The organism is Cellulophaga omnivescoria, from assembly GCF_027915275.1.
Taxonomy (GTDB): domain Bacteria; phylum Bacteroidota; class Bacteroidia; order Flavobacteriales; family Flavobacteriaceae; genus Cellulophaga; species Cellulophaga omnivescoria.
Window position 1 is genome coordinate 1,534,604 of record NZ_CP115819.1, and the last position, 24,580, is coordinate 1,559,183.

The following is a 24,580-nucleotide window of genomic DNA, read 5'->3' on the forward strand; positions in this document are numbered from 1 at the left end:
TATAAAAACTCTAGATGATTTCAAGCTTTTTTGGAAAAACAAAACCTATAAATTACATAATTGTACTTACTTTATTGTTGGTGTTTTATGGTACGGTACGTTTTTTTGGAGAGAATACCTTGTTTACACTGGGGTTAGTAGCTTCTAATATTGGTATAGTTGCAGTACTATTTTTTACAATTTTCCTTGTAAATTTTATTGTTAAACGTAATAAAATCACAAAGGCAAACTCTTTTGCTGTACTTTTTTATGGTTTATTATGTGTTTTTTTTCCTGCTTCTTTAACAGATACTAACGGTATCTTTTGCAGTTTTTTTATTGTTTTGGCTACCCGAAAAATATTAAGTCTTAAATCATTAAAAGAAATTAAGTATAAAATTTTTGATGCATCTATGTGGATTATAGTAGCCAGCTTGTTTTATGATTGGGCTCTACTTTATCTTGTTTGGGTTTATATTGCTATTTATATTTATGAACCAAAAAATATTAGAAATTGGTTTTTACCATTATCTGCCTTGGTCACAGTTGCCTTAATTACATCTGCTGTTTTTGCAGTGCTTGGTAAGTTCAATTTTGTATTACAACACTATGTTTTTACATTAAATATTAACGCAGATATGTTTAGGGAGTGGAGCAAAAGCTCTGCAACTATAGTGTATTTAATTGTTGTAATTATTGTAGGTGTAGTAAGTAGTGTTAAACTTGGCAAAAGTGGTGTTGGTCGTTTGGCAAGTATGCGTTTAGTTGCTGTATCTTTTACCGTGGGTATTTTTATAACCTTATTTGAGACTTCTCTTGGTTATTTTCCAATAATGATTACTTTTTTTCCGGCAGCAGTCTTTTTAACCAATTACATAGAAATTTTACGTAAACCTCGTTTTAAAGAATTAAATCTTTTTATAGCTATTGTTGTACCAATAACGGTGTTTGTGTTTAAGGTTATACTAAAGTAAAATTGGTATATTTGCCTAAAATTTTACAGTATGTTCAGTGATTTTGCCTTTAAAATATTTAATCAAAGTATAGATAAATACCACGTTTTAGATAATGTATATCAATCTTTTGAAAACCCATATCCAAAAGACGAAATTGCCCATTTGTTGTATCGTAAAAACTGGATAGATACCGTACAATGGCATTATGAGGACATCATAAGAGATCCTAATATAGACCCTGTAGATGCATTAGATTTAAAACGTAAAATTGACGCAAGTAATCAAGATAGGACAGATTTGGTAGAGTATATAGATAGTTATTTTCTAAATAAATACCATACGGTACAAATTAAAGATAATGCTACAATAAATACAGAGAGTCCTGCTTGGGCAGTAGATAGATTGTCTATTTTGGCATTAAAGGTTTACCATATGCAGGAAGAAGCTACAAGAGCAGATGCTACTGAAGACCATAGGCAAAAGTGTAAAGCTAAATTAGATGTATTATTAGAGCAGAAAAAAGACTTATCTACCGCAATAGATCAGCTATTAGCAGATATTGAAGCTGGTAACAAATATATGAAAGTGTACAAGCAAATGAAAATGTACAATGATGACGAGCTAAACCCAGTGCTTCGTGCAAACTAAGCATCAAGAGCACATATTAATAATTCGGTTGTCTGCAATGGGAGACGTTGCAATGACTGTGCCCGTTGTAAAAGGGTTGTTAATCCAAAATCCAGATTTAAAAATTACCATTTTAACAAGACGGTTTTTTACCCCAATGTTTGCACAATTGCCTAACGTACAGGTTTATGAGGCAGACGTTAAGGGCAAACATAAAGGCGTAAACGGACTTTATAAATTGTTTAAAGAGCTAAAAGCGTTAAAAATAACTGCGGTAGCTGATATTCATAACGTTTTACGATCTAACATTCTAAAACAGTTTTTTAAATTATCTGGTATTCCTTTTATACAAATTGATAAAGGCAGAGCCGATAAAAAAGCGTTAACGGCCAGTAAAAATAAAGTTTTTAAGCAGCTGAAAACTACGCAACAACGGTACGTTTCTGTTTTTAGTAAGTTAGGATTTCCCATTAAGTTAGATGAATCTTGTGCTTTGACAAAAGAAAAACTGTCTGATACTGCTATTGCATTGCTGCCAAAAGAACCAAAAAAGTGGATAGGAATTGCACCATTTGCTGCTTTTGAGGGTAAAACGTACCCTTTAGAGCTTATGGAACAAGTAGTAAGCAGTTTAAATACAACCAATGCTTATACTGTTATCCTTTTTGGAGGAGGAGATAAAGAAAAAGAAGTTTTAGATAGCTGGGAACAAACGTATAGCAATTGTGTTTCGGTGGTTAAAAAACTAAGCTTTACAGAAGAACTCTCTTTAATCTCAAACCTAGACGTTATGTTAGCTATGGATAGCGGTAACGCACACCTAAGCGCAATGTTTGCGGTGCCAACAATAACACTTTGGGGAGTTACACACCCATTTGCTGGTTTTTACCCATTTGCGCAACAAAGCACAAATGCATTGTTAGCAAACAGAGAAAATTACCCACTTATACCAACATCTGTGTATGGCAATAAATTTCCGCCTGGTTATGAAAAAGCAATGAAAACCATACTGCCAGACGATGTTGTACAAAAGGTTTTGGAGGTTGTTGGGTAATTCGAAATAGCATAAATGTTTTTAAATTTCTATTTTGAAAAACTTAAACATCGTTAAAAACGATAATTTAATCTCTACCGCTTAACAGCAATAGTTTTAAAGTAACTACGCAATTGCTGAATGTATTTGTAACGAAATAATTTTGCATTACCATTTATCATTAACACACGTACACCCATATAAGAAGACATTAAAAAGCTAGCAACAGCTTCACTATCTACGTGGCGGTCTATATAACCGTCAGTTTTTCCTTTTTGTAAATTGGTAATCAAATTTACTTCCCACACCTTAAACATCTCTTTAAGGAGCTTTACAATGGTTTCATTTTTGCCGCTAAACTCGGTCATAAAATTACTTAACACAAAGCCATTGTCTAATTGGTTGTGTTCTGCCGTTTCAAGAGCATTGTCAAAGCACTTGTCTAAAATTACAGCAGGGTTTTCTAGTCCTTCAAAAGGAGCAATTAATTCGCTATATACTTTTGGGAAAATAATATTCTGTAAAATACTTATAAAAAATTCTTCCTTAGATTTAAAATGATAATAGAACGCCCCTTTTGATAAAGACAATACTTTTAGTATATCATCTACACTGGTATCATAATATCCATTTTTATAAAATATTTCTAGACCAACAGACTGCATTCTTTGCATTGTGGCCATACGTTTTAAGTTCTTTTCCATTATAGCTTCTTTTTACAGTAAAAAGACTGGTTAGTTTGCTGCTTACTTTTTGTTTTGTAATCGCAACGTGTGTTTATAGGTGTAAATGGTATGGGGAACGACAAACTACACTATTTTTTAAATAAAAATATAGTTTACCCTAGTGTATAAACTACTTGGTTTGTTTTATTATTGTGCAAAAAAGGAAATAATTAACAAAAAATGTTTATTTAAAAGGAAATTTGTAGTAATTGTCTTATAATTAAAGATTGTTTATTATTTTCTGTATTATTTTTATAAAAGATTTTAAGGTTTTAGTTTTTTAACGACCAAGCAACCACAATGAAACTACACAATAACAAAACGGTTTTATTAGTTTTTTCTCTTTCCGCTAAATTAGAAGCAGAGAGGAAATCTGTATTCGGTGGTCATAAAAAAAGTGTTTCTAAGCAGTTTTTTAACCTCTTAATAAAAAATACGCTAAAGGTTGCAAATAATAGTGGTGTAGATGTTGTTTGGTTAGATGAAACACAACAAGAAGGATACACTTTTGCAGAGCGTTATACCAATGCTTACAAAAGCCTCTATGCTCAAGGTTACAACAATGTAATCTCTATAGGTAATGATACACCAAACCTTACTGCTAAACATATACAACAGGCCGTAGATGCCATGGCTACTAAAAAAGTAGTTTTTGGTCCGTCTAAAGATGGTGGTATTTACCTATTTGGTGTGCATAAAAGTATTTTTAATGAAGATGCTTTTAAAAACCTACCGTGGTTAACATCAAAATTATCTAAAAAAATACACTACTTGGCAATTGCTAATAATGTGTCATTTACAATTTTAGAAACATTACAAGATGTAGATACAACAAATGAAGCAATGCAATTTGCTTATTCAAACCCTAATTTGGTTTTAAGCAACTTTATAATTGCACATTTAAATTTTAAAGTAACACCCAAAGCTAATGCTGCTAGCGGTGTTATTACGTCTTTTTATTCAACTTCATTTTTACGTAGAGGTCCGCCTAATTTGTAAACTTTTTCATTCGGCATTTTTATAAGTAAAAACCAATTAAATTACAATTGGTGGTGACTGCTTATAAAATAATTTATCAACCTTATTACACTTAATTATGAAAATAGCTATAATGGCTGTAATGCAGCTGTTTGCCTTTACCGTATTTGCACAATCAAATACATATTCGTCTAAAATAGTAGACCAAGACAACCAACCTATACCTTTTGCTACGGTAAAAGAAGTAGGTAAAAATAACTACACAACCACAACCATAGATGGTGATTTTACATTACAAATAACTACTAACAACTTTGTATTGGAGATTTCTTCTATTGGGTATACATCAAAAAAAGTTACGGTTATAAATGGTAATTTACCTCCAAGTATTACTTTAACCACATCAGACGAGCAGTTAAACGAAATTGTAGTCACTGCTCTAGGTATAGAAAGAGAAAAGCAATCCCTTGTTTCTGCTGTTACTAGGGTGTCATCAGATAAACTAACAGAAGTTACATTAACCAATGTGGTTAATAGTTTAGCAGGCCAAGTTGCAGGTGTGCAAATTACTAATGGATCATCTGGTGTGGGTTCTTCATCTAGAATTGTTATACGTGGAGAAAATTCTTTAAGCGGAAGCAATCAGCCATTGTTTGTGGTAGATGGTGTGCCAATTAGTAATGAACAAATTACGAGCGACTTAGTAAACAACGGTGCTTTGCAAGAAGTTGATTTTGGAAACGGTGGTTCAGAAATTTCTCCAGACGATATAGCATCAATCTCTATCTTAAAAGGTGCTGGTTCTGCGGCACTTTATGGGGCAAGAGCAGCAAACGGTGTTGTGGTTATAACTACAAAACGTGGTAAAAATAAGAAAGGATTTGGGGTTACTACCAGCAATTCACTTACGGTAGAAACCTTATTAACGTTGCCAGATTACCAAAATGTGTATGGTGGTGGGTCTAACAGTCAATACTCTTTCCAGAACGGTAAAGGTGCTGGTGTAAATGATGGTGGTTTAAGTAGCTACGGCCCAAGATTGGATCAGGGCTTATTGGTAAATCAGTTTGATAGTCCTTCTGTAGACATTAACGGAAACCCTGTGCGTGCTGGTGATGTTATTGCACGTACAAATGCAGATGGTAGTTTTACACCTATAACTGCTACTCCTTGGGTGTCTAACCCAAATAATGTGCGTAATTTTTTTGAAACGGGTATTACCAAACAAAACAACATCGCCATTAATTCTTCAGGTGAAAACGGAAGCAGTAGATTGTCTTATAGTAATTTAAGAAACGAGGGCATTGTACCAAATACCGATTTAGATCGTGATGGTATTTCGCTTAGTTTACATCAAAAATTAACAGAACAATTAAATGTAAACGCTTTTGTTAATTATATAAATACACGTAGTGGTAACAGGCCAAACCTTGGTTACGGTTATGAGAATCCTTTGTATGGTTTTAACTGGACAGGCAGGCAAGCAGATGTTTCTGCTTTAAAACATTACTGGCAAGCAGGTCAGGAGGGAGTGCAGCATTATGATATTAATTACTTATGGCTTACAAACCCATATTTAACGGTTAATGAAAACACCAATAGTTTTAATAAAAATAGAGTTTTAGGTAATGTTTCTGCAGTTTATGATATTACAGATAAACTAAATGTTGCAGTACGCGCAGGCCTAGATACGTATGCAGACAAGCGCGAGTTTAGAAGAGCGGTGAGTACAAATGCAAATCCGCAAGGTTCTTTTAGAGAAGATAATATAAGTTTTAGAGAGTTAAATACAGATATTTTGGTGTCTTATAAAGATGCTATAAACAACGATTTAAAATATACTGTTTCTGTAGGTGCAAACCGTTTTGATCAAGAAATAGAGTACAGCTACGCTGAAGCTTCACAACTAGCATTACCAGGGATTTACACCTTGGCAAATTCTAGAACTCCGCTTAAAGGAGATAGCAGATTGTTTGAAAAACGAATTAACAGTGTTTACGGTACCGGTAATTTATCTTATAAAGATGCTTTGTATTTAGACCTTACCTATCGTAATGACTGGAGCAGTACATTGCCATCTAATAACAATTCGTTTGGGTATTATTCTGCAGGACTTAGTTTTGTGGCTAGTAGCTTTTTAAAATTACCAGAGCCAATATCTTACTTAAATTTTAGATTTAGTGCTGCAAGTGTTGGTAATGATACTAACCCGTACCAAAACACGCAAAACTTTTTATTTAATCAGAATTACGGATCTAATTTTAGGGTGACTAACGAGACGGTTTTAAAAAATGCAAATCTTAAACCAGAACGTCTTAATGCCTTTGAAGCAGGTATAGAGGCCTGGTTTTTTAATGGTAGATTGCAATTAGATGCTGCAGCGTACCAAAATACAAGTGTAGATCAAATTATATCTAGACCAATATCCGAATCTAGTGGTTTTGGTAGTTTTAACGTAAATGGTGGTAAAGTACAAACCACAGGTTTAGAGCTTTTACTTAGTGGTACCGTAATTAAAAATGCAGATTTTCAGTGGCAGAGTTCGGTAAACTTTTCTACGTTTAGAAGTAAGGTTAAGGAGTTGCCACAGGGTGTAGACCAGTTTGTAACTGGTACTGCCAATATATTTTCTGGCGGTGGCGGATCTAACTCTGTGTTTTATATAGCAAAAAAAGATGGCCGTGTTGGTGATATGTACGGTACAGGTTTTGTTGAGGTAGATGGGCAAATTGTACACGACTCTAACGGGTTTCCTGTTCAAGATCCCAACTTACGTTTACTAGGAAATTATAACCCAGATTTTACAATGGGTTTTAATAACAAGTTTTCATACAAAGGATTAGATTTTACTTTTTTATTTGATTGGCGTAAAGGTGGAACAATAGTTTCTAGAACAAAAGCACTAGGTAGTACGTCTGGCGTGTTAAAAGAAACATTAGAAGGTAGAGAATCTGGTATTATTGGTGCTGGCGTTATAAATACAGGTACAGCAGATAACCCGCAATACGCACCAAATACAACAGTAGTGCCAGCCCAAGCTTACAACAATGCATTTTTTGATCGTGGTAATGAGGCTAGTGCGCTTTACAGTGCTTCTTATGTAAAATTAAGACAAGTAAGTGTATACTATAATTTTCCTGCAAAAATTGTTGATGCCATAGGTTTTAATAAAATAAAAATAGGTTTGGTAGGTAGCAATTTATTGCTGTTTACAGAGAATCCGCATTTTGACCCAGAGTTAAATGCGTTGCAAGAGCAAAGCATTACTTATGGTGTAGAAGATTTTTCATACCCTTCTACCAGAAGCTTTGGAGTTAGTTTAAAAACCGAATTTTAAGAAGTAAAAAAAGATGAAAAAATATATAAAGCTATTTGTAGCAACCGCAGTAGCAAGCACTATTTTTACTGCTTGTACTAACGATTTTGAAGAAAAAAACACCAATCCTAATGCGCCAGAAAGTGTAGATCCGCAGTTTTTGTTAACCAATGTGGTTTCTGTATCATCAGACCTTAGCGCCTATCAACAAGGTTTTAGGCAAGCTAATTATTTGGCGCAATTTGCAGCAAGTATAGAGTTTGAGCGTATAGACCGTTATGAAATGGGATCTAATAGTGAGTACTGGAGTGCTATTTTTAGATTATTATCAGATATTAAATCGATGAAAGCCTCACCAGCGGCAAACGATGCTTACGTGGCTGTTGGTGATATTATGCAGAGTTACCTTTTTTCTCAGTTAACAGACCTTTGGGGTGATGTGCCTTACACAGAAGCAGTAGCAGCTTTAGATGGTACTTTTTCTCCAAAGTATGATACACAGGAAAGTATATATTCAGATGCCGAAACGGGAATATTGGCAGTGCTTAAAAAAGCAGTTAACACGCTTGAAAATACAAACAACGTAATTCAGGGTGATGTTATGTTTCAAGGAGATTTAGAGAAGTGGGTGCGTTTTGCAAACTCGCTTCAAGTACGTTACTTATTACGTATTAGTAAAAGAACAACAGATTTTACAGATTTACAAACTTTGGCAGATTCTGGTAAGTTAATGCAGTCTAATGCAGACAATGCCGTTGTGCCTTATTTGGCATCTGCTCCTAACCAGTTTCCTATGTTTAACGCAGCTTTAGGGTTGTACCAAGAGCATACAATGACAAAAACTGTAGAAACTATATTAACTGCTTGGGATGATCCTCGTGTTGCTGTACTTTACAAGCCTACAGCGGCAAGTAAAAACTCTACCACACCAGAATACAAAGGATTGCAAAACGGACAATCTAGTAGCACCATAAATGCAAGTGGTATAGATTTAAACAACATATCTTTATTTGGCAGTATTTTTAGAGATGTTGCAGACGGTGTAGATGCGCAATTTATGCAGTATTCAGAAGTGCAATTTGCACTTGCCGAAGCGGCATCTAGAGGTTATATTACAGGAGATGCAAATACGTATTACCAAAATGCTGTTACAGCTAGTTTTGAGTATTACAATACACCAATCCCTGATGATTATTTTACTAGGCCAGCAATTTCTTTAGATGGCACTGCAAATGATTTAGAAAAAATATTAACTCAAAAGTGGTTAAGTTTAATTAATATTGGCCATGAAGCTTGGTTTAATGTACGTAGAACCGGGATTCCAAATTTAGAGGCTGGTCCCGATAATTTTAATAATGACAAATATCCCGTTCGGTATTTGTATCCAGAGTCAGAGCAAGCTACCAATAGCGCAAATTATAAAGAAGCTGTTGATCGTATTGGTGGGGATAATATAAACAGCAAAGGCTGGTGGGAAAAATAGAATGATAATTATGAAACAAAAAATTAAACTAATTGGTATTTTGCTTGTGTTTATGGTGTTTGCGGCTTGTAAAGAAGAGGCTAAGAACGTTACCGTAGAAGTAAAACAAGAGGCAAAAACAGAAGCTGCTGATGAAGCAAAGCCAAGCGGAATTGTAAACGGAGTAAAACAAGTTTGGATAGACGCAGATTTAGCTGTTGGAAAAAAGAATATAGAAAAACCTGGCTATTCTGATGTAGATGATGGCTATGCGGTTTTGCAATTATTACAGGCCAAAAACGTAAAAATTAACGGTTTAAGTACTGTTTTTGGTAACAACAGCGTAGAAAATGCTTTTGCTATTGGCAACTACATAAGTAAGGAGTTTGCAGCACAAAAAATTAAAGTTTATAAAGGTGCTGGTGCTGCAATTAATTTAGACAGTGTGGTAACTAATGATGCTGTAGAGGCAATGGCTGCAGCATTAAAAAAGCAGCCATTAACTATTTTGGCAATTGGCCCCGCCACTAATGTTGGTTTACTACTATTAAAATATCCAGAGTTACAATCTCAAATAGTTGAGGTTGTTTTAGTAGCTGGTCGTAGAACCCCTTTGGACTATTTTAAAATAGGAAACAAAGGTGTGTTGGCTAAGGATTTAAATTTTGATTTAGACAACACAGCATTTAGAATATTATTAGAAAATAATGTCCCGTTGGTTTTTTGTCCTTATGAAATTTCTAGTAAGGTTTGGATAAAACAAAACGACCTTGAAGCATTAAAATCTACAACACCTGCTATGAAATGGTTGGCAACCGCATCACAGCCTTGGATAGAGCAATGGAAAAATCAGGGAGCAGAAGGTTTTAATCCGTTTGATGTTTTGGCTAGCCATTATATAATTGCCCCAGAAGATATTATAACAGAACCTTTACAGGCCCGTTTGGAGATTAATTTAGATGATACTGTAAAAGAGAATAAGAATAGGGTCTACAAATCTTATTTATTGTGCACAAAAGAAGGTGGTGCAGCAGTAACTTATTGTTACGATGTAGTGCCTAATTACCATCAGAAATTAATGGAAACATTTAAAAAATAGTATCGTGATAAAATTAAACAACAATATAGAGGATTTAACCCTTTACTTAAAAAGTAAAGATTGGTTAACTAATAACGAGTCCATTGTTGCTGTAGAAAAGCCTGGAGATGGTAATATGAATTTTACGCTGCGTATTACTACAGAAACCAGATCTTTTATTGTTAAGCAAAGTAGAGAATATGTAGAAAAATATCCGCAGGTTGCCGCTCCAGAAGACCGGGTATTAATGGAGGCCAAATTTTATAAAATAATAGAAAAGGTTCCTAACTTAAAAGAAATGATGCCTACATTAATTGGCTTAGATAAAGCTAACAATGTTATGGTTATGAATGATCTTGGTAATGGGTCTGATTTTACATATTTGTATCAATTAGGAAAACAATTTTTAGAAGAGGATTTGTATGCTGTTGTAGATTTTGCAGCTACATTGCATACCAGTATTACAGTCCACACACAAGAGGACAGAATTACCAATACTAAAATGCGAGCTCTTAACCATGAACATATTTTTAATTACCCATATGTATTAAATAATGGTATTAATTTAGATGATATTTTACCAGGGTTGCAAAAAGAAGCAGAACGTTTTAAGACAGATGAACCTTTAAAAAAAGCTGTAAAAGAACTTGGAGATTTGTATTTACAAGATGGTAATACGTTGCTGCACGGAGATTATTTTCCTGGTAGTTGGTTGGCAACTGTACAAGGCTTAAAAGTTATAGATCCTGAGTTTTGTTTTTTTGGTAAGCCCGAATTTGAAATTGGCGTTTTACTAGCACATTTAAAAATGGCAAATCAGGCTAACACGTTAATAGAAAAAGCTGTAGATAGATATAAGTCCTTAGCGGATTTAGATACTGTATTATGCTATAAATTTATGGGAATAGAAATACTGCGTAGAATTATTGGTTTAGCACAGTTACCATTAGAAATTAATTTAGAAAAAAGAGTGAAATTACTTAATGAGGCTCGCAAAATTTTAGTGAATTAAGTACGTTTTTTAATTAATGCACAAAAACATTAAAACCAACTGTATAGTTGGTTTTTGTTTTTTATAAATGTATTAATCAATAACAAATGTCTATAAGCGTTGGCTTTTTTAGGTTGATTGCATCAAAATTTAATTATAGTGTCAAAAAAATATAAGTAACAAACCAATCAGTTTAAAAAAAGAAGTACTTTTTAATAGCATTTTGTAGTAAATTTGAAGAAAAATAGGCTAAATGAACGCTAAAATTACTACATCAAAATCTATTGGTCTTGTGCTTTCTGGAGGAGGTGTGCGTGGTATGGCGCACATTGGGTTAATAAAGGCAATGAATGAGTTTGGAATAGATGCTAAAGCTGTTTCTGGAAGTAGTGTAGGAGCTTTGGTGGGTGCTTTGTACGCTAATGGAAGTTCTATAGATGATATGCTTAGGTTTTTTAAAGAAACACCGCTTTTTCATTACCATTATTTAACCATTGCAAAAGCAGGTTTTTTAGATACAGAAAAATATGTTGCCTTGTTTGCAAAATACTTTCCAGAGAATGCTTTTTCAGCATTAAAAAGAGAGTTGCATATTGTAGCAACCAACTTACAAGACGGTGACGAAGAATTTTTTTCTTATGGAGAATTAATTAGGCCTATGTTGGCATCGGCTGCTTTACCTCCTGTTTTTTCACCAATAGAAATTAATGGTAATCTATACGCAGATGGTGGTATAATGAACAATTTTCCGTTAGAGCCATTGCTAAATACATGCGATTATATTATTGGGAGTAATGTATCTATTGTTGCAAGGTTAGATAAAAAAGACCTTAAAAACTCATTACAGCTTACGGGTAGGGTAACCGGTTTAATGATATACGCATCTGCAAAAAAAAAGCTTAGTGCTTGTAATATGCTGTTAGAATCTAAAGAGGTAGACAAAATAGGTTTGTTAGACCGTAAGGGTATAGAAAAAGCATTTGTTATTGGTTATGATGCTGCCTGTAGAGCTTTAGAAGCTCAATTAAAGGAATAAAAAAAGTCGTTCTAGATATAGAACGACTTGGTATTTTTTTTAGACGCTGTTTTTAAACATCATCAAAATCTACTTTTAATGTAGGTGTTGTTGCGTGTGCTTGGCACGTTAAAATTAATCCTTCTTCAATTTCACCATCCGTTAAAATCTGGTTTTTAACCATTTCTGCTTTACCATCTGTAACGCGAGCAATACAACTACTGCAAACACCACCTTGGCAAGAGTATGGTGCATCTATATTTTCTTTTAAAACAGCATCTAAAACAATTGTGCTTTTATCCATCTCAAAAGTAAATTCCTCATCATCTACAATAACAGTAACTGCCGTTTTTCCGCCTTCTTTAACAGGCATTTCGTCTTTAATTTCTGTAGTTGTAAAAAGTTCAAAATGTATTTTGTCTTCGCTAACTTCGTTTTCCTTTAAAGTATCAGAAACTGTATTAATCATAGCCTCTGGACCGCAAAGATAAAAATCATCAAAAGCAATATCTTTATGTTTGTTTTTAGTAATGTAGTTAACTGTAGACCTCTCTATTCTTCCAAAAATAGAGTTTTCATCCTGTTCTTGGCTATAAATAAAGTATACAAAAAATCGGTTATTATATTCTAGTTGAAGCTTGGCTAAGTCTGTGTGAAACATTGTTTCTTCAAAAGATTTGTTACCGTATGCTAAAACAAATTTGTTTTCTGGGTTGCTGTCTAATACAGACCTTGCAATACTAATAATAGGTGTTATACCACTACCAGCAGCAAAAGCGGCAACATTTTTAACGGCATCTGTAGGTTTAAAAACAAACCTACCTTCTGGAGGCATAACTTCTAGAACATCACCTTCTTTAAGTTTGGAATGTGCAAAGTCTGAGAAACCGCCATTATCTACTTTTTTAACACCAATGGTAATACAATCTTTTTTAGGAGAAGAACTAATAGAATACGCTCTACGCAATTCTTTGCCTTTAATTTCTTTTTTAATAGTGATGTATTGACCAGATATAAACTTAAAAGTCTGAATTAAGTCTTTAGGAATAGCAAATGTTATTGCTACAGAACTAGGTGTTAAAGCCTTTATATGTTGTACCGTTAACGGATGAAAATGATTCATAAAAAAATATTTTCTACAAAAATACACATTGCCCTTTTGATAAAAAACCTAGTTCACTAAAATTTAATACATAGAATTCTTATGCATAAGAAAATTATGTATATATTCGTAATAACAATTTTACTGCTAAAAGTTGTTATAGAAATAGGAGATGTTTGTTTTAAAAGCAAAATAAGAGAACAGAAAAATGGGAAATTCTAAATTATACAAGGGTAGTTTAAATACTATTATTTTAAAGTTGCTTGAAGAAAAAGGCAAGATGTATGGGTATGAGATTACACAAAAAGTAAAAGAGTTAACCAAAGGAGAACTTAAAATTACGGAAGGTGCATTGTACCCTGCTTTACATAAATTAGAAGCGGAAGGACTTTTAGATGTTGAGGTTGCCAAAGTAGATAATCGTTTGCGTAAATATTACAAGCTAACTGAAGCAGGTGAAAAAGAAACCGTTAACAGATTGGCAGAGTTAGAGGAGTTTATACGTAGTATGCAAAATTTAGTAAACCCTAAATGGAGTATAGAGTAGAGGTATGAAATTAACTAAGGAAGACATATTAAATATAAACGCTTATCTAAAAAAGAAAGGTATAAAGTTTGCAGATGTAAGGTTCGAGCTAATAGACCATTTGGTATCTGAGTATGAGTCTCTGGATAATTGTCCAGGTTTAAATAGTTTTTTAGTTAAAAGAATTAGTTGGTGTAAACAAGTTAGTGAAGCTAAGGCTAAGACTATGCATTGGGGATATCAAAAAGATCTTTGGAAGCGAGTTTTGGTTTTTATAAAATCGCCTTATTTCTATTTAATTACGTTTGTTATAGCTTTTGTATATTTTCAATTATATACAATTCTTAGTTTAGAGTTGTTTGAAAAGGCTGTACTGTTTCCTTTTTTTGGTGTAATTATTTTTCAGTTTATTTTCTTTTTATACAATCATTTTAAGAATAGACTTAAGTTAAAACTATTAAGTACTAATTATCTCTTTAATATTTTTAGTTTACCTCATTTACTACTTTATATGTTTACTCCATTTAAAGACTTTTTCTTGGAGTATCTACCATTGTTTTTAGGATATATCAGTTTTGCTTTGCTACTTAATATTGCGGCTTTAGTTGAGGTAACATTTAAGCAGAAGAAGATTAAAAAAGAATATAAATTTTTAAATGATGTTTTAGTATGAGTCTAACCAAAGAAAACATACAATTTATAGACACCTATCTTAAAAATTCTGATATTATGTTTACAGATGTTAGAACAGAAATGGTAGACCATGTTGCTACTGCGGTATTAGAAAAAATGGAAGAAGAAAACCTAACGTTTTATGACGCTTTTAAGGCGTATATGGTTGTGCATAAAAAAGATTTATTAAAGTACAATAAGCAGTTTAAAAAAACTACAGATAAAATAGTACTTAAATCGCTTTTTAAAAAGTTTACAGCGCCATTAAATATCTGTATTATGGTGGCTAGCTCTTTTCTTTTAATACAGTTTTTTCCTTTGGGAGATAAGAAGTTTCTAAAATTTGTACCATTTGGTTTTTTAATAATTGCTATACTAGTATATTTCTTCATAGGGTTAAAACAGCGTGGGCAACGTTTATCTGGAATTGAAAGAACTGGACTTATACTTACTTTAAGTTTCCAACTATATAACGCTTTTCAAAACCCTTTTTTTAATGAAAAATCTGTAATTATAAACGACTACTATTTTACTTTGGTTTTTGTTTTATTACTGGGGCTGTCTACTGCGTTTATTGCGGTGATTCTAGATCTTCATAAAAAATATACCAACCATTATACTATTGCTTAATATGAAACTAACCAAAGAACAAATAGAATTTATAGATGATTATCTTATTAAAAATAAAGTGAAATATTGGGATGTTCGTATGGAGCTTTTGGACCATATTAGTAATGAGGTAGAAGCTCTAATGAAAGTAGGATCTAGTTTTACCAATGCAATGCAAACAGTTCATGTAAAATTTGGTAATGATTTAACTATAAAAAGACTTAACAAGGAAAATACCGGTTGGGATACTTTTCCTAGTTTGTACGCAGATTCGTCTGGTTATAAAGAGTTTATTGAAGAAAAAAGACAGGGGTTAACTAAGGGTTTTGGAAAGCTTCAAAGAAAAGCCTTAAGGCTGTTTTTCACCAATGCTAAGTCACTAATACTATACGCATGTGTGCTCATAGTATTTTTATATACCAAAGAGTTTTTTGCTGTAAAAACAATGCATAAGACTTTATTATTGCTATTAATGGTAATGGCATTAACTCCGTCTTTAGTTTCATTATTTAATCTAAAAAATACATTTAAGTCATTAACTATAAATACTGCTTTATTATCTAGTATTTCTGGAGTTAGTTTTGTTAATGGATTGTTATTTGCACCTAAAATATTTTTAGAAGAAGGAGAGCAACTATCACCTATTTATATGTTTATAGTATTGGCGTTGTTGTTTCCTTTTTTCTATATATCTATTCAATTGTTTGTTAAACAACTTAAAAAATACAAATCAATTTATAAAAGATTAGTATGAAGCTAACCAAAGAACAAATAGAAGAATTGTACGCATTTACCCGAAAACATTATGTGGTGCATTATGATTTGCAAGCAGAACTTGTAGATCATTTAAGTAATGGTATAGAAGAACAATGGCAACAAAATCCAAATTTATCTTTTGATAATGCTTTAGGAGTTGAGTTTAAAAAATTTGGTGTTTTTGGTTTTATGGATGTTGTAGATAGTAAAAAAGTGCAAATGAATAAAAAGTATTTTGGGCTAATTCTTCATTTTTATAAGGACTATTTTAAGTTACCAAAAATACTATTCTTATTAGGGTGTATTTTTGTATTCAATTTTGGCATCAATTTTTTTCCTAATAATTATAAGTTAGATCTAATTAACGGAGTTCTATTATTTTCAGCAGTTTTGTTGATAATTGCTTCATTCTTAAATAAAAAAAGGCTGAAGAAAGGTAAAAGATGGTTGTTAAAAGATATTATTTATCAGTTTGGAAACAGCATAGCATTTTTTTACTTACCAATTTATACATACAATTGGTATACACCTTCTAGTGGTGTTCTTGAAAATATATATCTTCAATATGCACTTTCAGCTTATACAGTAATGTATCTATTTATTTGTTTTGTTATGATATATGTTATTCCAAAAAAAGTAAATGAAATATTAAGTGAAACTTACCCTGAATACTCATTAGTGTGAATATGAAATTAACCAAAGAACAAATAGAAGAATTGTACGCATTTACCCGCAAGCATTATGTAATGCATTATGATTTGCAGACGGAGCTAGTAGACCACCTAAGTAATGGTATAGAGGAGCAATGGGAGCAAAATCCAAATTTATCTTTTGATGATGCTTTGCAAGTTGAATTTAAAAAATTTGGTGTTTTTGGTTTTATGGATGTTGTAGAAAAACGCCAAAAAGCTATGAACAAACGTTACAGAAAAATACTTTTTAGGTTTGTTAAAGAGTGGTTTCAGTTGCCAAAGCTGTTAACCACTATTGCAATTTTTATGGGCTTTTTTCTGGTGCTTCATTTAAAGCAAGCATCATATGTATTAATGGGTTCAATACTAATTTTAGTAGCTGTAGATTTTTATCATCAATTTAAAAGAAGAAAAAAAGAGAAAAAACAAAAGCAGAAAAAAGAAAAGCTGTTTATGTTAGAAGCTATGATTGGTGATACCAGAAATGGCTTTTCTGTAATAACATTTTCTAATGTTTTTAATATTGTAAATACTATGCGTTTTAATTTTAGTGACTTGCATAGTTACTGGTTGGCACTTATTGCCATAGCTGCTACTTTACTATGTTTAACTTTTTACATTACTTCTTATGTAATGCCTAGTAAAGCTCAAGAATTGTTAGAAGAAACGTACCCAGAATACAATTTAATTTAAAATAGTGTAACAAATTGGCATTTGTTGCCACTAACAAAATATAATTAATCAACCTAAAATTATGTTAAAACACTTTTTAAGCCTGCAATGGAAGTCCTTTTTTAGGTCGGCTTCTTTTAAAACTAACCTGGCACTAAAAATATTTATGGGCTTTTTTGCGCTGTACTTTATTGTGGTGTTCCTTTCAATGGGAGTTGGCTCTTTTTATCTTATAAAAAAGGCAGATATGGGAGATCCACTAGAGGTGGTAAACAAATACCTAATATACCTTTTTGTATTAGATTTGCTAATTAGGTATATGTTACAAAAAATGCCTGTAGCCAATATTAAGCCTTTACTGTATTTACCCTTAAAAAAAGCACAAGTTGTAAATTACTCTTTAGGAAAAACAATTGCTTCCTTTTTTAATTGGGGTTATGCTTTTTTCTTTTTGCCATTTTCTATTGTATTACTAATAGAGGGCTATAATCCGCTTGGTGTGGTAGCTTGGCACTTTGGTATTTTTGCACTTATTTTTTGTAGTAATTTTATAAATATATTAGTTAATAATAAGGACAGTGTTTTTTACCCAGTAATAGCTGTTTTTGTAGCACTGGGAGCTTGCCATTACTTTGGTGTTTTTGATATTACTAATTACACTGCGCCATTTTTTAATGGATTATATAACGCTCCTTGGATGGTTATTTTTCCTTGGATAGCAGTTATTGGTTTGTATTATGCTGCATTTAATTACTTTATAAAAAATATGTATTTAGATGCTGGTTTACAAACAAAGCACGCTATAGCAAAAACAGAAGATTTGTCATTCTTAGATAAATTTGGAAGTACAGGAACCTTTTTAAAGAACGATATTAAACTTATAAAAAGAAATAAAAGACCAAAAACAGCTGGTTTAATGAGTTTTCTATTCTTGTTTTATGGCTTATTATTTGGGTCGGGAGCTGTTGAGGTATATAATGGACCAGTTTGGCAAATATTTGGTGGAATATTTGTTTCGGGTGGTTTCTTATTCACATTTGGACAGTTTGTGCCAAGTTGGGATAGTGCGTATTACCAATTAATGATGAGTCAGAATATAAAGTACAGAGACTACATTACCTCTAAATGGTATTTGGTGGTAATTGCCACTTTAATTAGTACTGTTTTGGCTTCTTTTTATTTATTTTTTGGCATAAACGCATACCTAGCCGTATTGGTTGGTGCAATTTATAATATTGGTGTAAACTCACATTTAGTGTTATTGGGTGGTGCCTTTATAAAAATGCCTATAGATTTAACATCAAATAAAAAAGCCTTTGGAGATAAACAGGCTTTTAATATGAAAACAATGTTATTATCATTGCCTAAACTTTTACTGCCAATGATAATTTTTGCTGCCGGATATTACCTAGTAAACCCAACAACAGGCTATGTACTTGTTGCTGCGGCTGGTATATTAGGACTAGCATTTAGAAATATAGTTTTTAATAAGATTGAGAAAATCTACAAAAAAGAAAAGTATAAAACTATACACGCATACAAACAAAAAGCATAAATAAGTAGCTCTGTTAAGAGTATAACCATAAAAAACAAAAACCATGATAAAAGCACAGAACCTTACAAAAACATACGGCACAGCTACGGTTTTAAATATAGAAAATTTAGAAATTCCAAAAGGACAATGTTTTGGTCTTGTAGGTAATAACGGAGCAGGAAAAACAACATTTTTTAGTTTGTTGTTAGATCTTATTCAGCCTTCTACAGGGCAAATAATAAATAACAATGTACAAGTAAATACCAGTGAAGATTGGAAACCATTTACTTCTGCATTTATAGATGAATCTTTTTTAATTGGCTACCTAACACCAGAAGAGTATTTTTATTTTATTGGTGAGTTAAGAGGACAAAACAAAGCAGATGTAGATGCACTTGTTAATAGTTTTGAAGACTTTTTTCATGGAGAAATATTAAATCAAAAAAAATATTTAAGAGATTTATCTAAAGGAAACCAGAAGAAAGCTGGTATTGTAGCTTCTTTTATTGGTAGTCCAGAGTTGGTAATTTTAGATGAACCTTTTGCAAATTTAGATCCAACAACGCAAATAAGACTAAAAGGTATAATTAAAAATTTGGCAGCAAATCAAAATACCACAGTTTTGGTTTCTAGCCATGATCTTAGTCATGTTACAGAGGTATGTGAGCGTATTGTAGTGTTGGATAAAGGTGAACTGGTTAAAGACATAAAAACATCTGCAGCAACTTTAAAAGAGTTAGAAATTTTCTTTTCAGGTGCAGAGGCTCCAGATGCGGCAGTTGCTGTTTTTGAAGATGAGGAATAAATAGTTGCTTTAATTAAAATACGACTTTCTAAAATTTAAAGACCCATCAATTTGTATAAAATTTGATGGGCCTTTTTAGTTGTTGAGCTCATCAAACCAAATAAATAAAAATAAATAGTAAATTTATGCACCTTAAACATAATAATACCGCGGTTTTTTAGTTTTGTTTAGGTAAGAATAGATACAATTTTGAAGCTTCAAACTAAAATTATAGGAACAGTAGCGCTAGCAGCATTAGTCTTTAATGCCTGTTCTACTAAAAAGAACGCCTTTGTTAACAGAGAGTGGCACGCATTAAATACAAAATTTAATGTGCTCTATAACGGTAATATTGCTTTTGAAAAGGGTAGAGAAGAATTAAATGCCAATTACAAAGATAATTATTGGGATTTATTACCAATAGAGCGTTTAGAAGTTACAGATGATGTTAAACTAGATTCAGAAAATAACAATCCAAATTTTGTAATAGCAGAAGAAAAAGCAACAAAAGCCATACAAAAACATAGTATGGTTATTAAAGATAGGGAGCGTAACCCGCAAACAGATGAGGCTTACTTACTTTTAGGAAAAGCACGTTATTTTGATCAGCGTTTTATTCCGGCTCAAGAGGCTTTTAATTATGTGCTTAAAAATTACATACAGAGCGATAAGTTTAACGAGGCTCGTATTTGGAGAGAAAAAACCAATGTGCGTTTAGAGAATGATGAGCTTGCTATTAAAAACTTAAAAAAGCTTTTTAAATATGACGACTTATCTGACCAAGAATATGCAGACGCAAGAGCGGTTATGGCTCAGGCATATATTAATTTAAATGCTCCAGATACTGCAATTCAGCAATTAAAAAGAGCATCGGTCTACACAAAAAAACAAGAAGAAAAAGGAAGGTATTATTTTATAATTGGACAGTTGTACAATCAGCTTAACAAAAAAGATAGTGCCAATTATGCCTTTGATAAAATTATAGATTTAAACAGAAAATCTCCTCGTGTTTATTTTATTAATGCGCACTTGCAAAAAATAATGAACACAGCTGTTACTGCCAGTAACAAAGAGGAAATGTTAGAGTATTTAACAGATTTAGAAGAGAACAGAGAAAATAGGCCGTTTTTAGATAAAATATACAGGCAAAAAGCACAGTTTTTTTTAAATCAACAACAAGATAGTTTGGCCTTGGTTTATTTTGATAAATCTTTGCGCGCTACCACAAACGATAATAAATTAAACGCACTTAATTATGAGAATTTAGGTGAGTATTATTTTGATAAAAATAACTACAAACAAGCTGGGGCGTATTTTGATAGTACACTTACCAATTTGGTAGAAACCAGTAAAAAGCACCGTTTAATTAAAAAGAAATTAGACAATTTAGAAGATGTTGTAAAGTATGAAGATATTGTGCAGTATACAGACAGTGTTGTAACTATTTACAATTTGCCTAAAGAGAAGCAAATAACTTATTTTCAAAAATTTATTGAAGATAAAAAAGCAAAGGAAGAGGCGGCTGCAAAAAAAGAAAAAGAGCGTCAAAACGCAGGTATAGCAGCTTTTGCTAATACCAAAGCAGGTAAACAAAATAAGGGCAAATTTTATTTTTACAATATTACAAGTTTAGGTTATGGTAAAACCGATTTTAAAACCGCTTGGGGTTCTCGTAAACTAGAGGATAATTGGCGTTGGTCTAACAAAAATGTGGTATTGCAAACTAATGATGATACTGCAGTTGCTGGTAACGCATCTAATGCTATTGTAGAAGAAGGACAAGAGTATAAGGTAGATTATTATATGGATAAATTACCAACTAGTGTTGCGGTAATAGATAGCTTAAAAAAGGAGCGCAATTTTGCAAACTACCAATTAGGGTTAATTTATAAAGAAAAATTTAAAGAAAACCTTTTGGCAGCTGGTAAACTAGAGTCGGTTTTAAAGTCTAACCCAGAGGAGCGATTAATACTACCATCTAAGTATAATTTATATAAAATATATGAAGAATCTGGCAGTAATTTAGCCGCTGCAATGAAACAAGATATTATAGCAAACCACCAAGGTTCTAGGTATGCAGAGGTGTTGTTAAATCCTAAAGCAATTTTAGAAGGGTCTGCAGACACTCCAAACGCTAGGTACACAAGATTGTATAAAATGTTTCAGAACCAAGAGTACTTAAAAGTTATTACTGGTGCAGAAGAAAACATTAACAGATATACAGGAGATGAAATTGCACCTAAGTTTGAGATTTTAAAAGCAATGGCAACCGGAAGAATAGAAGGTTTTGAAGCCTTTAAGGAGGCATTAAATTATGTAGCGCTTAATTATCCAAATAATCCAGAGGGTAAAAGAGCACAGGAAATGATTAAATATCAAATTCCACAATTAGAGAAATCAGATTTTGTAGATCAATCTACTAATGCAAAGGGTACCTGGAAAGTGGTTTTCCCTTTTAGTAGAAATAATGATGCAGCAGCTAATGAGTTGTACAAACTGCTAAATAAATCTGTAGAAGATTTAAAATATAAAAATAAAGTATCTAAAGATATTTACAATTTAGAGCAACAATTTGTAGTGGTACATGGGTTTGCCTCAGAAGAATTTGCATTGGGATATGCAGAATTATTAAAAAATAATAAAGATTACAAGGTTGGTCATCAGAATTTTGTAATTTTATCCAACAACTACAAAGTTGTGCAAGTACACAAAAAATTAAACGAGTATAAAAAAACACTATTAATCCCAAAACCGTAATAAAAATATGTTTTCAGACAAAAATAAACCTAGAGATGTTGTAGATATGGGCGGCCAGCCTAACAGAATTGGAAAAAACACCAAAATTAAAGGTGATATAGTTTCAGAAGCCGATTTTAGAATTGACGGTAAGTTAGATGGTAACGTAAAAACATCTGGTAAGGTAGTTATTGGCAAAGATGGCTACATTCACGGAAAGGTAGAGTGTGTAAATGCAGACATAGAAGGCGGTTTTAACGGTGAGTTATTAGTATCTGACTTATTATCATTAAAATCTTCAGCAGTAATAGAAGGTACGGTTTCTGTATCTAAGCTTGCTGTAGAGCCTGGTGCTACTTTTAATGCATCATGTGTTATGGGAGGTAAAAACGGAGCCTTATCTGGCGCTAAACAAGCTTCAGCTGGTGGAACTTCCAAAGCTTCCTAATAACAATAAGCCAAACCACTTAAAAAATGCCGCAATGCTATCTGGTATTGCTTTTCAGATGGGAGCTATAATATACTTAGCTCATAAAGTAGGTGTGTGGTTGGATGGCTATTATAACATCAAAAACGAAATTTTTACTATAATTGCTACACTTTCTGGTGTAGCAATTTCTATTTTTGCGGTAGTTACACAATTAAAAAAAATTAAATTCTAATGGCAAACCATAAGTTGCTTATCTATTTTTTTATCACAATTCTTATTTCTTTAGCGGTAGCTTTTGGTGTTCATCTATTGGTACTAGATGATATGCAAAAACCTTTATTTGGTAATAAAATTGTGCTTTCTTATGTTATTAATTTTGTGTTGGTAACTGCAATATTTACAATTATTTACCTGTTAAGAAACCAATTTAAAACACAATTAGGTATATTTTTTATAGTAGGCAGTGCTATAAAATTTCTTTTCTTTTTTATGCTTTTTTACCCATCTTTTAATGCAGATGACAATATTAACTTAACAGAATTTGCTTCATTTTTTGTCCCGTACAGTATATGTTTGCTGATAGAGACATTTTTTATTGCTAAAGTGCTCAAAAACTTAGATTAACGTTTTAAAACGATGCGGTTTATGGTTGGTGTTAAAATAATCAAAAAAAGGTTTTTTTCTTTTTGACAGAAAAGCGTACATTTGCACCGATTTTTAGAGACCGATATTTTTTGAGCAATATGCGAAATACATTTTTTAGTAAAATTATTTTAGTCACGGCACTTGTGTTTAGTTTGGGTTCTTTTGCGAACGACAACAATGAGCCACAAGAAAATGATTCACAAGTAAATAGTAGCGAAGAGATTCAGGCTTACATTAGCCATCACTTAGCAGATTCACACGACTTCACTTTGTATTCTTATACAAATGATGAAGGGGAGCGTGAGCACTTTGGTTTTCCGTTGCCAGTTATTGTTTGGACAAGTCAAGGTCTTAAGACGTTTATGTCTTCAGAATTTCACCATAATGATGATGGTCATGTTATTGTTGATAAGGATGGTGTTAAGTTAACCAAAATTCACAGTAAAATATATGAGTTAGAAGAAGGGGCTACAGCAGTTTCTTTTGACGAGGAGCACCATGCTACAAATGCACATAAAGTTTGGGATTTTTCAATTACTAAAACAGTTGTAGGTATTTTGTTGGCAGGTTTGTTAATGCTTTGGGGCTTTAGCTCATTAGCTAGAGGGTATAAAAAGAGCCCAATCCCAACAGGTTTTGGTCGTGTTTTAGAGCCGCTAGTATTATACGTAAGAGATGAAATTGCAAGACCAAATATTGGTGAAAAGCACTACCGTAAGTTTATGGGCTTTTTGTTAACGGTATTCTTTTTTATCTGGATATTAAACTTGTTAGGTTTAACTCCAATAGGTTTTAATGTTACAGGACAAATAGCGGTAACAGTTTGTTTGGCTTTATTTACATTTTTTATTGTACAATTTAACGGTAATAAAGATTACTGGAAACATATTTTCTGGATGCCTGGTGTTCCAGTTTTAATGAAAATAGCTTTAATTCCAATAGAGGTGTTGGGTATGTTAACAAAGCCATTTTCTTTATTAATTCGTTTATTTGCTAACATTACTGCTGGTCACGCCGTAGTTATGGGCTTAGTAGCTGTAACATTTACAGCAAGAGAAGCTTTAGGTGTTGGTGGTAGTTTAGGTGTATCATTCTTTTTAACGTTATTCATTTCTTTAATAGAAATTTTAGTAGCGTTTTTACAGGCCTTTATTTTTACAATGTTGTCTTCATTGTTTATTGGTATGGCTGTAGAAGAGCATGATCACCATTAATTTTAGTTATAAATAAGAGTTTGTTTAATTTAATATAAATCAATTACT

24 protein-coding genes are annotated in these 24,580 nt (G+C 32.5%); 22 read left to right on the forward strand and 2 right to left on the reverse strand.

The genetic code is table 11. The features are described 5' to 3' along the window. Positions 1-14 precede the first annotated feature (14 nt). The 3 genes from PBN93_RS06740 to PBN93_RS06750 are packed head-to-tail and all read left to right on the forward strand — an operon-like array spanning position 15 to position 2,616. Positions 15-953 (forward strand): hypothetical protein, encoded by a 939-nt coding sequence (locus tag PBN93_RS06740; RefSeq protein WP_271081733.1) that lies wholly within the window; start codon positions 15-17, stop codon positions 951-953. A 30-nt stretch (positions 954-983) separates the two neighbouring features. Next, positions 984-1,583 (forward strand): DUF4254 domain-containing protein, encoded by a 600-nt coding sequence (locus PBN93_RS06745; protein ID WP_077403276.1) that lies wholly within the window; start codon positions 984-986, stop codon positions 1,581-1,583. Between the two features lie 37 nt (positions 1,584-1,620). Next, a complete protein-coding gene (locus PBN93_RS06750; RefSeq protein ID WP_271081897.1) occupies positions 1,621-2,616 on the forward strand; it encodes a glycosyltransferase family 9 protein in 996 nt (331 codons plus the stop codon). Positions 2,617-2,690: 74 nt separating this feature from the next. On the opposite strand, the gene PBN93_RS06755 is transcribed toward PBN93_RS06750, so the two are convergent. Further along, positions 2,691-3,299: a TetR/AcrR family transcriptional regulator gene (locus PBN93_RS06755; RefSeq protein WP_077403282.1), complete on the reverse strand. Its 609-nt coding sequence runs from the start codon at positions 3,297-3,299 to the stop codon at positions 2,691-2,693. A 321-nt stretch (positions 3,300-3,620) separates the two neighbouring features. Between PBN93_RS06755 and PBN93_RS06760 the strand changes: the two genes are divergently transcribed. The 6 genes from PBN93_RS06760 to PBN93_RS06785 all read left to right on the forward strand — a co-directional run bounded on the left by PBN93_RS06760 (position 3,621) and on the right by PBN93_RS06785 (position 12,181). After that, positions 3,621-4,319, forward strand: a complete 699-nt coding sequence (locus tag PBN93_RS06760) for a TIGR04282 family arsenosugar biosynthesis glycosyltransferase (RefSeq protein ID WP_077403285.1) — start codon at positions 3,621-3,623, stop codon at positions 4,317-4,319. A gap of 97 nt (positions 4,320-4,416) precedes the next feature. Further along, positions 4,417-7,635: a SusC/RagA family TonB-linked outer membrane protein gene (locus PBN93_RS06765; protein ID WP_271081734.1), complete on the forward strand. Its 3,219-nt coding sequence runs from the start codon at positions 4,417-4,419 to the stop codon at positions 7,633-7,635. Positions 7,636-7,648: 13 nt separating this feature from the next. Then, the gene (locus PBN93_RS06770) at positions 7,649-9,097 is read left to right on the forward strand and encodes a SusD/RagB family nutrient-binding outer membrane lipoprotein (RefSeq protein WP_271081735.1); all 1,449 of its coding nucleotides are present in this window, start codon (positions 7,649-7,651) and stop codon (positions 9,095-9,097) included. A 10-nt stretch (positions 9,098-9,107) separates the two neighbouring features. Further along, complete coding sequence (locus PBN93_RS06775) at positions 9,108-10,175, forward strand: nucleoside hydrolase (protein ID WP_171974496.1); 1,068 nt, start codon at positions 9,108-9,110, stop codon at positions 10,173-10,175. Between the two features lie 4 nt (positions 10,176-10,179). Continuing rightward, positions 10,180-11,166 carry a phosphotransferase gene (locus tag PBN93_RS06780; RefSeq protein ID WP_271081736.1) on the forward strand — a complete coding sequence of 329 codons (987 nt, stop codon included), beginning with the start codon at positions 10,180-10,182 and terminating at the stop codon, positions 11,164-11,166. A gap of 232 nt (positions 11,167-11,398) precedes the next feature. Then, positions 11,399-12,181 carry a patatin-like phospholipase family protein gene (locus PBN93_RS06785; protein ID WP_271081737.1) on the forward strand — a complete coding sequence of 261 codons (783 nt, stop codon included), beginning with the start codon at positions 11,399-11,401 and terminating at the stop codon, positions 12,179-12,181. A 52-nt stretch (positions 12,182-12,233) separates the two neighbouring features. On the opposite strand, the gene PBN93_RS06790 is transcribed toward PBN93_RS06785, so the two are convergent. Then, a complete protein-coding gene (locus tag PBN93_RS06790) occupies positions 12,234-13,283 on the reverse strand; it encodes a ferredoxin--NADP reductase (protein ID WP_077403301.1) in 1,050 nt (349 codons plus the stop codon). Positions 13,284-13,470: 187 nt separating this feature from the next. Here PBN93_RS06790 and PBN93_RS06795 point away from each other — a divergent pair, with 187 nt between their 5' ends. The 13 genes from PBN93_RS06795 to atpB all read left to right on the forward strand — a co-directional run bounded on the left by PBN93_RS06795 (position 13,471) and on the right by atpB (position 24,532). Beyond that, on the forward strand, positions 13,471-13,809 hold the full coding sequence (locus PBN93_RS06795) for a PadR family transcriptional regulator (RefSeq protein ID WP_038505492.1): 339 nt from the start codon (positions 13,471-13,473) through the stop codon (positions 13,807-13,809). 4 nt (positions 13,810-13,813) lie between these two features. Further along, positions 13,814-14,461 carry a hypothetical protein gene (locus PBN93_RS06800; RefSeq protein ID WP_271081738.1) on the forward strand — a complete coding sequence of 216 codons (648 nt, stop codon included), beginning with the start codon at positions 13,814-13,816 and terminating at the stop codon, positions 14,459-14,461. Beyond that, a complete protein-coding gene (locus PBN93_RS06805; protein WP_271081739.1) occupies positions 14,458-15,090 on the forward strand; it encodes a hypothetical protein in 633 nt (210 codons plus the stop codon). The genes PBN93_RS06800 and PBN93_RS06805 overlap by 4 nt, the downstream gene beginning before the upstream one ends. 1 nt (position 15,091) lies before the next feature. Continuing rightward, positions 15,092-15,823: a hypothetical protein gene (locus PBN93_RS06810; RefSeq protein WP_271081740.1), complete on the forward strand. Its 732-nt coding sequence runs from the start codon at positions 15,092-15,094 to the stop codon at positions 15,821-15,823. Then, positions 15,820-16,509 carry a hypothetical protein gene (locus PBN93_RS06815; RefSeq protein WP_271081741.1) on the forward strand — a complete coding sequence of 230 codons (690 nt, stop codon included), beginning with the start codon at positions 15,820-15,822 and terminating at the stop codon, positions 16,507-16,509. Before PBN93_RS06810 ends, PBN93_RS06815 begins: the two co-directional genes overlap by 4 nt. A gap of 2 nt (positions 16,510-16,511) precedes the next feature. Beyond that, positions 16,512-17,210: a hypothetical protein gene (locus tag PBN93_RS06820; RefSeq protein ID WP_271081742.1), complete on the forward strand. Its 699-nt coding sequence runs from the start codon at positions 16,512-16,514 to the stop codon at positions 17,208-17,210. Between the two features lie 61 nt (positions 17,211-17,271). Beyond that, on the forward strand, positions 17,272-18,744 hold the full coding sequence (locus PBN93_RS06825) for a DUF5687 family protein (RefSeq protein ID WP_271081743.1): 1,473 nt from the start codon (positions 17,272-17,274) through the stop codon (positions 18,742-18,744). A 43-nt stretch (positions 18,745-18,787) separates the two neighbouring features. Continuing rightward, complete coding sequence (locus tag PBN93_RS06830) at positions 18,788-19,528, forward strand: ABC transporter ATP-binding protein (RefSeq protein WP_271081744.1); 741 nt, start codon at positions 18,788-18,790, stop codon at positions 19,526-19,528. 189 nt (positions 19,529-19,717) lie between these two features. Continuing rightward, on the forward strand, positions 19,718-22,264 hold the full coding sequence (gene porW, locus PBN93_RS06835) for a type IX secretion system periplasmic lipoprotein PorW/SprE (protein ID WP_271081745.1): 2,547 nt from the start codon (positions 19,718-19,720) through the stop codon (positions 22,262-22,264). Positions 22,265-22,271: 7 nt separating this feature from the next. Continuing rightward, positions 22,272-22,691 (forward strand): bactofilin family protein, encoded by a 420-nt coding sequence (locus PBN93_RS06840; RefSeq protein WP_013620957.1) that lies wholly within the window; start codon positions 22,272-22,274, stop codon positions 22,689-22,691. Then, the gene (locus PBN93_RS06845; RefSeq protein WP_245799617.1) at positions 22,669-22,905 is read left to right on the forward strand and encodes an AtpZ/AtpI family protein; all 237 of its coding nucleotides are present in this window, start codon (positions 22,669-22,671) and stop codon (positions 22,903-22,905) included. Before PBN93_RS06840 ends, PBN93_RS06845 begins: the two co-directional genes overlap by 23 nt. Continuing rightward, positions 22,905-23,297, forward strand: coding sequence for a DUF6168 family protein (locus tag PBN93_RS06850; RefSeq protein ID WP_077403322.1), 393 nt, complete (start codon positions 22,905-22,907; stop codon positions 23,295-23,297). The genes PBN93_RS06845 and PBN93_RS06850 overlap by 1 nt, the downstream gene beginning before the upstream one ends. A 119-nt stretch (positions 23,298-23,416) precedes the next feature. Next, on the forward strand, positions 23,417-24,532 hold the full coding sequence (gene atpB, locus PBN93_RS06855) for a F0F1 ATP synthase subunit A (RefSeq protein WP_077403325.1): 1,116 nt from the start codon (positions 23,417-23,419) through the stop codon (positions 24,530-24,532). The last annotated feature ends 48 nt before the right edge of the window (positions 24,533-24,580 follow it).

What these genes read in the sequence shown, in the direction of transcription:
- PBN93_RS06740 (WP_271081733.1), top strand. Translation starts at nt 15, where the DNA reads ATGATTTCAAGCTTTTTTGGAAAAACAAAACCTATAAATTACATAATT.
- PBN93_RS06745 (WP_077403276.1), top strand. Translation starts at nt 984, where the DNA reads ATGTTCAGTGATTTTGCCTTTAAAATATTTAATCAAAGTATAGATAAA.
- PBN93_RS06750 (WP_271081897.1), top strand. Translation starts at nt 1,621, where the DNA reads ATGGGAGACGTTGCAATGACTGTGCCCGTTGTAAAAGGGTTGTTAATC.
- PBN93_RS06755 (WP_077403282.1), bottom strand. Translation starts at nt 3,299, where the DNA reads ATGGAAAAGAACTTAAAACGTATGGCCACAATGCAAAGAATGCAGTCT.
- PBN93_RS06760 (WP_077403285.1), top strand. Translation starts at nt 3,621, where the DNA reads ATGAAACTACACAATAACAAAACGGTTTTATTAGTTTTTTCTCTTTCC.
- PBN93_RS06765 (WP_271081734.1), top strand. Translation starts at nt 4,417, where the DNA reads ATGAAAATAGCTATAATGGCTGTAATGCAGCTGTTTGCCTTTACCGTA.
- PBN93_RS06770 (WP_271081735.1), top strand. Translation starts at nt 7,649, where the DNA reads ATGAAAAAATATATAAAGCTATTTGTAGCAACCGCAGTAGCAAGCACT.
- PBN93_RS06775 (WP_171974496.1), top strand. Translation starts at nt 9,108, where the DNA reads ATGAAACAAAAAATTAAACTAATTGGTATTTTGCTTGTGTTTATGGTG.
- PBN93_RS06785 (WP_271081737.1), top strand. Translation starts at nt 11,399, where the DNA reads ATGAACGCTAAAATTACTACATCAAAATCTATTGGTCTTGTGCTTTCT.
- PBN93_RS06790 (WP_077403301.1), bottom strand. Translation starts at nt 13,283, where the DNA reads ATGAATCATTTTCATCCGTTAACGGTACAACATATAAAGGCTTTAACA.
- PBN93_RS06795 (WP_038505492.1), top strand. Translation starts at nt 13,471, where the DNA reads ATGGGAAATTCTAAATTATACAAGGGTAGTTTAAATACTATTATTTTA.
- PBN93_RS06800 (WP_271081738.1), top strand. Translation starts at nt 13,814, where the DNA reads ATGAAATTAACTAAGGAAGACATATTAAATATAAACGCTTATCTAAAA.
- PBN93_RS06805 (WP_271081739.1), top strand. Translation starts at nt 14,458, where the DNA reads ATGAGTCTAACCAAAGAAAACATACAATTTATAGACACCTATCTTAAA.
- PBN93_RS06810 (WP_271081740.1), top strand. Translation starts at nt 15,092, where the DNA reads ATGAAACTAACCAAAGAACAAATAGAATTTATAGATGATTATCTTATT.
- PBN93_RS06815 (WP_271081741.1), top strand. Translation starts at nt 15,820, where the DNA reads ATGAAGCTAACCAAAGAACAAATAGAAGAATTGTACGCATTTACCCGA.
- PBN93_RS06820 (WP_271081742.1), top strand. Translation starts at nt 16,512, where the DNA reads ATGAAATTAACCAAAGAACAAATAGAAGAATTGTACGCATTTACCCGC.
- PBN93_RS06825 (WP_271081743.1), top strand. Translation starts at nt 17,272, where the DNA reads ATGTTAAAACACTTTTTAAGCCTGCAATGGAAGTCCTTTTTTAGGTCG.
- PBN93_RS06830 (WP_271081744.1), top strand. Translation starts at nt 18,788, where the DNA reads ATGATAAAAGCACAGAACCTTACAAAAACATACGGCACAGCTACGGTT.
- PBN93_RS06840 (WP_013620957.1), top strand. Translation starts at nt 22,272, where the DNA reads ATGTTTTCAGACAAAAATAAACCTAGAGATGTTGTAGATATGGGCGGC.
- PBN93_RS06850 (WP_077403322.1), top strand. Translation starts at nt 22,905, where the DNA reads ATGGCAAACCATAAGTTGCTTATCTATTTTTTTATCACAATTCTTATT.
- atpB (WP_077403325.1), top strand. Translation starts at nt 23,417, where the DNA reads ATGCGAAATACATTTTTTAGTAAAATTATTTTAGTCACGGCACTTGTG.